The sequence below is a fragment of the Geopseudomonas aromaticivorans genome (genome assembly GCF_019097855.1).
In the GTDB taxonomy this organism is placed as follows: Bacteria; Pseudomonadota; Gammaproteobacteria; order Pseudomonadales; family Pseudomonadaceae; genus Geopseudomonas; species Geopseudomonas aromaticivorans.
On the sequence record NZ_JAHRGL010000062.1, the window covers coordinates 45,205 to 56,632 of the forward strand.

7 protein-coding genes are annotated in these 11,428 nt (G+C 70.1%); 1 reads left to right on the plus strand and 6 read right to left on the minus strand.

All coding sequences use genetic code 11. The features are described 5' to 3' along the window. Positions 1-11: 11 nt before the first annotated feature. From ccmB to KRX52_RS17525, 6 genes are all read right to left on the minus strand, one after another. Positions 12-683 carry a heme exporter protein CcmB gene (gene ccmB, locus KRX52_RS17500; protein WP_217683024.1) on the minus strand — a complete coding sequence of 224 codons (672 nt, stop codon included), beginning with the start codon at positions 681-683 and terminating at the stop codon, positions 12-14. Beyond that, positions 676-1,359: a cytochrome c biogenesis heme-transporting ATPase CcmA gene (gene ccmA, locus KRX52_RS17505; RefSeq protein WP_217683025.1), complete on the minus strand. Its 684-nt coding sequence runs from the start codon at positions 1,357-1,359 to the stop codon at positions 676-678. Before ccmA ends, ccmB begins: the two co-directional genes overlap by 8 nt. Before the next feature lie 145 nt (positions 1,360-1,504). Further along, positions 1,505-2,311 (minus strand): MinD/ParA family protein, encoded by an 807-nt coding sequence (locus KRX52_RS17510; RefSeq protein WP_367890557.1) that lies wholly within the window; start codon positions 2,309-2,311, stop codon positions 1,505-1,507. A gap of 62 nt (positions 2,312-2,373) precedes the next feature. Further along, entirely contained in the window at positions 2,374-3,843 is a 1,470-nt protein-coding gene (locus tag KRX52_RS17515) for a sigma-54-dependent transcriptional regulator (protein WP_217683027.1), read from the minus strand. A gap of 228 nt (positions 3,844-4,071) precedes the next feature. Beyond that, a complete protein-coding gene (locus KRX52_RS17520; protein ID WP_217683028.1) occupies positions 4,072-5,412 on the minus strand; it encodes a glutamine synthetase family protein in 1,341 nt (446 codons plus the stop codon). 46 nt (positions 5,413-5,458) lie between these two features. Continuing rightward, a complete protein-coding gene (locus KRX52_RS17525) occupies positions 5,459-10,306 on the minus strand; it encodes an NAD-glutamate dehydrogenase (RefSeq protein WP_217683029.1) in 4,848 nt (1,615 codons plus the stop codon). Between the two features lie 150 nt (positions 10,307-10,456). Here KRX52_RS17525 and KRX52_RS17530 point away from each other — a divergent pair, with 150 nt between their 5' ends. After that, positions 10,457-11,422, plus strand: a complete 966-nt coding sequence (locus KRX52_RS17530; RefSeq protein ID WP_217683030.1) for an AAA family ATPase — start codon at positions 10,457-10,459, stop codon at positions 11,420-11,422. Positions 11,423-11,428 lie beyond the last annotated feature (6 nt).

Below are 11,428 nucleotides of genomic sequence, written 5' to 3' on the forward strand. Positions count from 1 at the left end.
TGAGCGTTTATTCATTCGCCGACACTGATGGTCAGGCCGGCGGCGATGGCGAAGGGGGTAAGGGTCACCGCCAGGGCGGTCAGGCTGGCCAGCCACAACAGGTGGCCGGCCACCGGCAAGCCCTGAAGGGCCGACTGCAGGGCGCCGCTGCCGAGGATCAGCACCGGGATGTACAGCGGCAGGATCAGCAGCGCCAGCAGCAGGCCGCCGCGCTTGAGACCCACGGTCAGCGCCGCGCCGACGGCGCCGAGCAGGCTGAGGATCGGCGTGCCGAGCAGCAGGGAGAGCAACAGTACCGGCACACAGCGCGCCGGCAGGCCGAGCATCAGCGCCAGCAGGGGCGCCAGCAGCACCAGCGCCAGACCGGAAAACAGCCAGTGGGCCAGCACCTTGGCCAGCACCAGCAACGGCAGCGGATGCGGCGACAGGACCCACTGCTCCAGCGAGCCATCCTCGAAGTCGCTGCGGAACAGGCCGTCCAGCGACAGCAGCACGGCGAGCAGCGCGGCGACCCACACCAGGCCCGGCGACAGGGTTTCCAGCAGCTTGCTCTCCGGCCCCACGGCCAGCGGGAACAGCGCCACCACGATGCCGAAGAACACCAGCGGATTGAGCAGATCGGCCGGGCGGCGGAACAGCAGGCGCGCCTCGCGGGTCAGCAGCTGGGTGAACACGTTACTCATCGGCGACGCTCCCGGCCTGGGCCAGATCCAGCTCGCGGTAGCCGGCCGGCTTGTGCGCCAGCATGTGGTGGGTGGTCAGCACCACCATGCCGCCCTGCTCGCAGTGGCGGGCCAGGTGCGCCTCGAGCTGGGCCACGCCGTGCTTGTCGAGGGCGGTGAAGGGTTCGTCGAGCACCCACAGCGGCGGCGGGTCGAGATACAGACGGGCCAGGGCGACACGGCGCTGCTGGCCGGCGGACAGGGTATGGCAGGGCACGTCCTCGAAGCCGCGCAGGCCGACCGCCTCCAGCGCGCGCCAGATCGCCTCGCGGGTTTCCGCGGTGTGCAGGGCGCACAGCCAGGCGAGGTTCTCCTCGGGGCTGAGCAGGCCCTTGATCCCGGCGGCATGGCCGACCCACAGCAGGTTGCGGGTCAGCTCGCCACGCTGCTCGGCCAGCGGCTTGCCGGCCAGACGGATCTCGCCGGCGGTCGGCTGCATCAGCCCGGCGAGCAGGCGCAGCAGGCTGGTCTTGCCGCTGCCGTTGGGCCCGGCGATCTGCAGCATCTCGCCAGCGTGCAGGGCGAAGTCGAGTCGCTCGAACAGCACGCGCAGATCCCGCTCGCAGGCGAGCGCAACGGCTTCGAGAAAGGGACTGGTCACTGCATGGCTACCCGGCGGTGGAGCAATCGAAAGCATCGCTCAAGACAGGGTCCGAGCGGAGTCGGGCGGCATTATACATGCGCCCCCAAACGCTCGGAGATCGTATTTTCGACAGCTTATGACTGACTTAAGGATGAGCTGCGACCCACTGTCGCAGCTCATCCCCGGCGACTCCCGCGCCTCAGCCGCGCGGGCCGGACTGCGCCGCGATCAGCCGCTCGACGAAGAACTCCAGATGGCCGCGCGGGTTGGCCGGCAGCGGCCAGCCATCGACCTTCTCGGCCACCGCGGCGTAGGCCTGCGCCGCGCGGCTGCGCGGAAACACCTCGAGCAGCGGGCGCTGGCGCTGCACCGCACGGCGCAGGGAGTCGTCGAAAGGAATCGCGCCGACATAATCCAGCGACAGCCCGGCCAGCGGCTCGGACAGGCGCAACAGCCGCTCGTGCAGGGCCTGCCCGGCCTGCTGGGCGAAGGTCATGCTGGCCAGCAGGCGGAAACGGGTCATGCCGTGCCGCTGGTTCAGGCAGCGCATCAGCGCCAGGGCATCGGACACCGACGCCGGCTCTTCGTTGACCACCAGCAGCACCTCGCTGGCCGCCTGCAGCAGGCTCAGCACCACGCTGCCGGCGCCCGGCGCGCAGTCGACCAGCAGCACATCCGGTGCCTGCGGCAGCTCGCCGAAGGCCTGGATCAGCCCGCCCAGCTGCTGCACGCTCGGCTCCAGCAGGGTACCCGCCGCCGAGGCGCCGGCGATCACCTGCACCCCGCCCGGCCCGCTCACCACCGCATCGGCCAGGCTGCAGCGCCCGGCCAGTACGTCGTGCAGCGTGCACGGCGGCGTCAGACCGAGGGCCACATCGATATTGGGCAGGGCGAAGCTGGCGTCCAGCAGCAGCACCCGCCGACCACGCGCGGCCAGCGCGCCGGCCAGGTTGATCGCCGTCTGCGTCTTGCCGACACCGCCCTTGCCGCTGGCGATGGCGATCACCTGGACCGGTCCCGGCGTATTCTGCGCGTCCGCCGCGCGCCTTCCCGAAAACTGCCGGCCCACTAGAGTTCACCCTCCTCGTCGTCGCGCCGGCTCATGCCGTACTTGCGCATCTTCTCCACCAGCGTGGTACGCCGCAGGCGCAGCCGCTCGGCAGCACGCGCCACGACCCCGCCCGCATCGTCCAGCGCCTGCTGGATCAGCGAGCGTTCGAGATTACCCAGGTAATCCTTGAGATCCAGGCCCCCGACCGGCAGCAGCGCCGGAGCATCCAGACCCGGCAAGGTGCCCACCGGCATCACCTGCGCCTCGAGTTCGCGGCGGACGCCGTCGACCTCCTGCGCCGACTCGCCGTCGAGATGGCGGAACTTCTTCGGCAGCTCGGCAACGCCAATCACCCCGTAGGGATGCATGATGGCCAGCCGCTCGACCAGGTTGGCGAGCTCGCGCACGTTGCCGCGCCAGTCGTGACGGCACAGCGACATCAGCGCCGCCGAGCTGAAACGGATCGAACCGCGCTTCTCGTGCTCCATCCGCGCGATCAGTTCGTTGAGCAGCAGCGGAATATCCTCGACCCGCTCGCGCAGCGGCGGCAGCTCGATGGAAAACTGGTTGAGCCGGTAGTACAGGTCGTCGCGGAAGCTACCGGTCGCCACGCGCTCCTCCAGGTCATGGCGGCTGGCGGCGATGATCCGCACGTCGACGGGCAGCTCCTGGTCGCCGCCGAAGCGCTTGAACGTGCCCCCCTGCAGCACCCGCAGCAGGCGCACCTGCAGCTCCGCCGGCAGGTCCGCCACCTCGTCGATGTACAGGGTGCCGCCGGCCGCCAGCTCGAGGCGCCCCTTGTGACTGCTGATGGCACCGACGAAGGCGCCCTTCTCGTAGCCGAACAGCTCGCTTTCCAGCAGCTCCGGGGCGATCGCCGAGCAACTGATCGGCACGAACGGGAATTCCCGGCGGCTGGAGTGATAGTGCAGGTTGCGCGCCACCACTTCCTTGCCGGTGCCGGACTCGCCAAGCAGCAGCACGCCGACCTCGGTGCCGGCCACCTGCTGGACCTGCTGGCGCACCTGGAGGATCGCCCGGCTGGTGCCGACCAGGCTGCGGAACAGGTTGGTCTCGCGCTGCAGGCCGCGCTCGCGGGCGACATCGAACACCTGCAGGTAGACCTGCGCGCGGTGCAGCGAGTCGAGCAGCTGGTTGTAGCTCGGCGGCATGTCCAGCCGCGCCAGCACGCGCCGACGCAGGTCGTCCGGCCACTCGCCGGTGCCCTGCTCGTCGATCAGCAGCAACGGCAGGTTGGCCGCCTGCGGCCCCAGCTGCTTGAGCAGGCGCGGAGCGCCGCCCTTGCCATCGATCCGGCCGAGCAGGACGCAGGACAGGCGTGCGACATCCTCACCGGCCAGCCGTTCGGCCCAGTCGGCGCTGGTGCAGCTGCTGCAGGGCTCGCCGAGGAAGTCGAGGATCACCGCCAGTTCATGGCGACGCTGTTGGTTGTCATCTATCAGCAGGATTAGGGATTCACGCCACATGATCGGTCGGTCGGGAGGGGGGCAGGAAAGGGCTCGGAGCCAAGGTCGGCGGCTGACGGAGACAGCCATACCGCTAAAGTGCCAGCAGTAAAGCCAAAAGAACGAGAACAGTCAAATTTATGACGTGATTTTCCGAGCATTTGCCCTTCTGCAAGCTTGAGCCATTGCCTGCCTCCCATCGGAGGCGAGGCAACGCCTCAGGGCGAGCACAATGTCATTTTCACGTCGTCAGACCTGCGCCAGCAGCCGCCGCTCCCAGGGGCTGATTTCCTCGAGAAAGCTGTCCAGCTCCAGCGTCTTGCTCGCCAGATAGCCATCGACGAACGCCTCGCCGAACAACTCGCGCGCCAGCACGCTGCGCTGCAGGCCGTGCAGCGCCTCGTTCATGCTGGTCGGCAGGCGCAGGGCCTCCGGCACCGCAAAGGCGCCGGCGACCGGCAGTGTCGGTTGCAGGCCTTCGACCAGCCCGAACAACCCGGCCCCCAGGCTGGCGGCCAGGGCCAGGTAGGGATTGGCGTCGGCGCCCGGCAGGCGGTTCTCCACCCGCCGGTCCGCCGCGCTGCTCGCCGGGATGCGCAGGCCGGCGGCGCGATTGTCGTAGGCCCAGCAGGCGTTGTTCGGCGAGGCATAGGGCTGGGCCAGGCGGTGGTAGGAATTGACGTTGGGCGCCATCAGCAGGGTCAGCTCGACCAGCGCCGCTTGCAGGCCGCCGATGAACTGGGCGAAGGCCGCCGTCGGCTCGCCGTCGGCGGCACTGAACACGTTGCGCCCCGCCTCGTCCACCAGGCTCTGGTGGAGATGCATGGAGCTGCCCGGCACGCCGCCCAGCGGCTTGGCCATGCACACCGCCAGCAGGCCGTGGCGCAGCGCCACCTCGCGCAGCAGGTGCTTGAACAGGAAGGTCTGGTCGGCCAGCTGCAGGGCATCGCCATGGGGGAAGTTGATCTCGAACTGGCTGGTGCCCATCTCGTGCATGAAGGTGTCGCGCGGCAGCCCCAGCGCCGCCATGCCCTGGTAGACCTCGGCGAAGAACGGCCGCAGTCCATGGCTGGACGCGACACTGAACGCCGAGGCGCCGATTTCCCGCCGGCCATCCAGGCCCAGCGGCGGCTGGAACGGCTCGCGTGGGTCGGGGTGGGCGGCGAAGACGTAGAACTCCAGCTCGGTGGCCACCACCGGGGTCAGGCCCAGCGTCGCATACTCGGCCAGCACCTGGCGCAGCAGCCCGCGGGTAGACAGCGCGCAGGGGCTGCCGTCGATTTCCAGCGCATCGCAGATCGCCAGCGCCCGCGGCGTCTCGCTCCACGGCAGGATGTGGATCTGCCGCGGATCGGCGCGCAGCGCCAGGTCGCTGTCGTCGCCGCCGTAGAAGCGGGTCGGCGGATAGCCGCCCATCAGGCACTGCAGCAGCACGCCGCGCGCCATCTGCAGGCGCCGCCCGGAGAGGAAGCCCTCGACGGTCATGGTCTTGCCGCGCGGGATGCCGTTGAGGTCCGGCGTCACGCACTCGATCTCCTCGACCGCCGTCAGCCGCTCGGCGACGCGCAGCAGTTCTTCCGGACTTTTCATGGTTTGGCTCTCTGCTTCATTGCTGATGATCGCAAGGTCAGCGCCCTCACGGGATGCACTCCCCGCTCTGCGCGCTCTGCGCCAGGTCCTGCAACTCGCGGTTGGCCACCGTGTACACGGTGTAGTCGCCAGCGCCGACGGCGCGCAGCTCCACCAGCAGCTGCCGCCAGCGCGCCACCAATGGCTGGTGATGCGCCAGCCACAGGGTCAGGCGGTTGTCGATTTCCAGCGGACCGTCGGCCATCTGCAGCACCGCCACGGTGATCGCCCGCTGCTGGCTGTCCAGCTCGTCGCGCAGCGACTCGCGGGCCAGCGCCTGCCAATTGCTCTCCACCGGCAGGGCGTTGAGCTGCTGCAGGTACCAGCCCAGTTCCAGCTCGGCACCCACCGCGAAGTGGCAGGCCGCCACCCGCAGCGGCGGCTGCCCGGTGGCGTCGGCAGCATCGACGATCGCCAGCAGGGTGTACAGCTGGTCGCAAGCGGCCAGCACCTGCGCCAGCTCGGCCGGCACCCCGGCGCCCTCCAGCTCCGCGCGGCGCACCTGCCAGGCCTCGCGGGGCGGTCCCTCCAGCAGCTCGCCGAGATTGGCCGCCAGTTCGCGCACGCCGGGGGCGAAGTGCTCGACGTCGACGGCCATGTCCAGCTCATGGCGGCGGCTGCGCAGCAGCCAGCGGGTGGCACGCCGCCCCAGGCGCATCAGCTCCTCCATCAGCGCCAGCTGCAGCTCGGCATCGATGTGCTGGTCGAGCGCCTCCAGCTGCTGCCACCAGCGCGGCAGGTCGAACAGGTCGCGCACCACCACCCAGCCGGCGGCGATGTGCGCCGCGCTCAGGCCGGTGGATTCGTGCAGGCGCTGGACGAAGGTCAGCCCCATGTGGTCGATCAGGTCGTTGGCCAGCCGCGTGCTGACGATCTCGCGGCGCAGGCGATGGTGCTCCAGCGCGCCGGCGAAGCGCTGTACCAGCGGCAGCGGGAAGGCCTGCTGCAGCTCGCCACGCAGGTAGGGCTCGTCCACCAGCGGCGAGTGCAGCAGCGCCTCCTTCAGGTCGAACTTGCTGTAGGCCAGCAGCAGCGCCAGCTCCGGGCGGGTCAGCGCCTGGCCCTGGGCGGCACGGGCGCTGAGTTCGTCGTCGCCGGGGAGGTATTCCAGCGCACGATCCAGGCGGCCGCGGCTCTCCAGGCCGACCATCAGCCGGCGGAACTCGCCGAGCCGGCCGCGGGCATAGCGCTGCGCCAGCGACAGCGCCTGGGTCTGCCGGTAGACCACCGCCAGCACGTGGGCCGTCACCGCCTCGCTCATCTCGTGCAGCAGCACGTCGCGCTGCTTGAGGGTGAGGTCGCCGGCGCGCACCACCTCGCCGAGGAGGATCTTGATGTTGACCTCCTGGTCCGAGCAGGTCACCCCGCCGGCGTTGTCGATGAAGTCGGTGTTGCAGGCGCCGCCGTGCAGGCAGTACTCGACCCGGCCGAGCGGCGTCATGCCGAGGTTGCCGCCCTCGCCCACCACCTGGCAGCGCAGCTCGCGGCCGTCCACCCGCACCGCGTCGTTGGCCTTGTCGCCGACCTCCAGATGGCTCTCGCGGCTGGCCTTGACGTAGGTGCCGATGCCACCGTTCCAAAGCAGGTCGACCGGCGCGCGCAGCAGCGCCGCGATCAGCTCAGCCGGGGTCAACTGCTCGGCGGTGATGGCCAGCCGCGCGCGCACCTGTGGGCTGAGGGCGATGTGCTTGGCGCTGCGCTCGAACACCCCGCCGCCCGCCGAGATCAGCGTGGCATCGTAGTCGGACCAGCTCGAGCGCGGCAGGGCGAACAGCCGCTGGCGCTCGGCAAAGCTCGCCGCCGGATCGGGATCGGGGTCGAGGAAGATGTGCTGGTGGTTGAAGGCGCCGACCAGTTGCAGGCAATCGGAGCGCAGCAGGCCGTTGCCGAACACGTCGCCGGCCATGTCGCCGATGCCGACCACGCTGATGCGGTCCCGCTGCACGTCGATGCCGAGCTCGCGGAAGTGCCGCTGCACCGCGACCCAGGCGCCGCGCGCGGTGATCGCCAGGCCCTTGTGGTCGTAGCCGGCCGAGCCGCCGGAAGCGAAGGCGTCGCCCAGCCAGTAGCCGTAGTCGGCGGCCAGGGCGTTGGCGATGTCGGAGAAGCTGGCGGTGCCCTTGTCCGCCGCCACCACCAGGTAGGGGTCGTCGTCGTCGTAGCGCACCACCTGCGCGGGCGGCACCACCAGGCCATCGACGAAGTTGTCGGTGAGGTCGAGCAGGCCGCTGACGAAGATGCGGTAGCAGGCGATGGCCTCGGCCTGGATCGCCTCGCGCGAGCCGCCGGGCGGCAGGTGCCGCGGCACGAAGCCGCCCTTGGCGCCGACCGGCACGATCACCGTGTTCTTCACCTGCTGCGCCTTGACCAGGCCGAGCACCTCGGTGCGGTAGTCCTCCTCGCGGTCCGACCAGCGCAGCCCGCCACGCGCCACCTTGCCACCGCGCAGATGCACGCCCTCGACCCGCGGCGAGTAGACGAAGATCTCGTAGCGCGGCACCGGCCGCGGCATCTCGGCGATCTGCTGCGGATCGAGCTTGAGGCTCAGGTAGTCGCGCGGCCTGCCGTCGGCGCCGGTGCGGTAGTAGTTGCTGCGCAGCGTGGCGCGGATCAGCTCCAGATAGCGGCGCAGGATGCGGTCCTCGTTGAGCACCTGCACCTGCTCCAGGGCGGCGAGGATGGCCTGCTCCAGGCGCTGCTGCTTGTCGGCCAGCTCGGCCACCGGCAGGCGCTGCGCCAGATGGAAGCGCACCTTGAACAGGCGCACCAGTTCGCCGGCGATGGCGGCATGGTTGCTCAGGGTGGCGGCGATGTAGCCGAGATCGAAGCCCAGGCGGATCTGCTTGAGGTAGCGGCCGTAGGCGCGCAGCAGCGTCACCTCGCGCCAGGCCAGACCGGCGCCGAGCACCAGGCGGTTGAAGCCGTCGTTTTCCGCGGCGCCCTGAGCGATGTGCACGAAGGCATCCTCCAGCAGTTCGCCCAGCGCCGCCGGGTCGGCGCCGGCGACCGGGCTGAAGCTGAGGTCGTGGATCCAGTACTCGCGGCCGTCCTGGCGGTGCAGGCAGAAGGAGAACTCGCCGAGCACACGCAGGCCGAGGTTCTCCAGCACCGGCAGCAGGTCCGACAGCGGCAGCGGCGTGGCGGCGTGGTAGATCTTGCCGTGCAGCTCGGCGCCGGCTGGCGACGGCGCCTGGAAACTCATGCGCAGCGGGCGCTCGGCACTCAGGTCGAGCAGGTGCTGCAGGTCGGTCAGCGCCTGGTGCGGCTCGAAACGCTCGCGGTAACCGGCCGGAAAGCCGCCGGCGAAGCTGGCCAGCAGATCGCTGCCGCGGGCCTCGCCGAAGCTTTCCAGCAGCAGGCCGGCGTAGTCGTCCTGCCAGCTGCGGCAGGCCTGGATCATCTCCTGCTCGATCTGGCGCACATCGACCTGCAGCGGCTGGCGCGGATCGACGCGCAGGATGAACTGTACCCGCGCCAGCACCGACTCGGAGAATTCGGTCCAGTACTCGCAGTCGCTGGCGCCCAGGCGCTGCACCAGCAGCTGCTGGATCTTGCGGCGGATCTCCGAGGAATAGATCTCCCGCGGCACGTAGGCCAGGCCGTAGCAGAAGTGGCCGAACGGATCGTGGCGCAGGAACAGACGCAGGCGGTTGCGTTCCTGGATCTGCACGATGGCCTCGGCGGTGGCGGTGAGTTCCGCCACCGGGGTCTGGAACAGGTCGTCGCGCGGCAGCCCCTCGAGCACCTGCAGCAGCCCCTTGCCCAGGTGGCTGCCGGGCGCAAAGCCGGAGCGGCGCAGCACCTCGGCCACCTTGCCACGCACGCAGGGAATGCGCTGCACGCTCTCGCCGTAGACCGGCGAGGTATACAGGCCCATGAAGCGGCACTCGCGCAGCACCCGCCCGCCCTCCCCCAGCTCGCGCAGGGAGACATAGTCCGGATATACCGCGCGGTGCACCAGCGCCGGCTGGTCGGCCTTGGCGAAGGCCAGCCGGCGCGGCGTGCCCAGCCACTCCACGGCCGTGCTCGACAGCTGGCGCTGCGCCGCCTCCAGCCCGCCGCGCAGGCGCCGCGCCACACCGAGCAGCGCGGCCTCGTCGTAGGCGATCAGCCCGCTGCCGTCGGCCTGCACCTCGACGCGAAACTCCTCGTAGCCGAGGAAGGTGAAGTGATCGTCCAGCAGCCAGTCGAGGAATTCGCCCACCTCGGCACAGTCGTCCGCGGCCAAGGCCGGCTGCAGCTGCGCCCGCAGGGCACGCAGGCGCTCCTGCATCGGCCGGTAGTCGCCCACCGCCAGGCGCACGTCGGCGAGCACCTCGTGCAGAGCCTTGGCCAGCAGGTGGCAGGCACCGGCGCTGGCGCAGCGGTCGATCTCCAGGCAGATCAGCGCCTCGCGACTGACATCGTTCCCCGTGGTCCCCGGCGCCAGCAGTTCGAGCCGCTCGCCCGCGGCGCCACGGCGCAGCTCGAGCACGCAGTTCTGCACACTGTGCACGGTATGCCCGCGGCGGCGCAGCTCCATGCGCAGCGAATCGACCAGGAACGGCATGTCGGCATGCAGGACCTGCAGCACGCTGTGCGGCGACTGCCAGCCGTGGTGTTCGTAGTCGGGGTTGAACAGCAGCACCTGCGGCGCCGCCGGATCGAAGCGGTCGAGCAGGCGCCAGGCCGACAGGCAGCAGCCGGCCAGATCGGCCAAGCGGCGCTCGCCCAGTTCGTCGAGGGCGACGCCGGCGAAGAAGCCGCGGGCGAACAGCGCCACCTGCGCCAGCTCCGCCGGATCGAGCTGGCGCGCCAGCACCTCGAGCAGCTGGCGGTGAAAATCGTCGCGTTGCGCCGCGCTGAAGAATCCCATTGCCCTTCTCCGCTGACTGGCTGCTGGCGGGTGCGCACGGTCGCTGGCGACGCACGCTCTCATCTCAAGTTAGTCGAGCCGGGGGCAGATGCATTAAAGTGGGTGATCCGTCCGGCCCCTGGAGCCGGTTATTCACAGCCGAGCCCGACCATGCCCCATCGCGACGCGCTGATTGCCCTGCGCCAGTACCTTTCCACCCAGATTCTCGGTCAGGAGAAGCTGGTCGAGCGCCTGCTGATCGCCCTGCTCGCCGATGGCCATCTGCTGGTCGAAGGCGCGCCCGGCCTGGCCAAGACCAAGGCGATCAAGGACCTGGCCGCCGGCCTGGAAGCCGACTTCCACCGCATCCAGTTCACCCCCGACCTGCTGCCGGCGGACATCACCGGCACCGAGATCTACCGCCCGGAAACCGCCAGCTTCGAGTTCCAGCAGGGGCCGATCTTCCACCACCTGGTGCTGGCCGACGAGATCAACCGCGCGCCGGCCAAGGTGCAGTCGGCGCTGCTCGAGGCGATGGCCGAGCGCCAGGTCAGCATCGGCCGCAGCACCTACGCGCTGCCGGCGCTGTTCCTGGTGATGGCCACGCAGAACCCGATCGAGCAGGAAGGCACCTACCCGCTGCCCGAGGCGCAGCTCGACCGCTTCCTCATGCACGTGAAGATCGGCTATCCGGACGCCAGCGTGGAGCGCAAGATCCTCCAGCAGGCGCGCGGCGAGGCGGTCAGCGGCGAGACGCAACCGGAGCCGGAACAGCGGGTCAGCCAGGAAGCGATCTTTGCCGCCCGCAAGGAAATCCTCGGCCTGTACATGGCCGACGCGGTGGAGGAGTACCTGATCCAGCTGATCATGGCCACCCGCACGCCGGCCCGCTTCGATGCCGAGCTGGCCGAGTGGATCTCCTGGGGCGCCAGCCCGCGCGGCTCGATCGCCCTCGACCGCTGCGCGCGGGCCCATGCCTGGCTGGCCGGGCGCGACTTCGTCAGCCCCGAGGACATCCAGGCGGTGCTGTTCGACGTGCTGCGCCACCGCGTCATCCTCTCCTTCGAGGCGGAAGCGGCCGGCGTCGACCAGGACCGCGTGATCCAGCGCATCCTCGACCTGGTCGCGGTGGCCTGAGGCCTG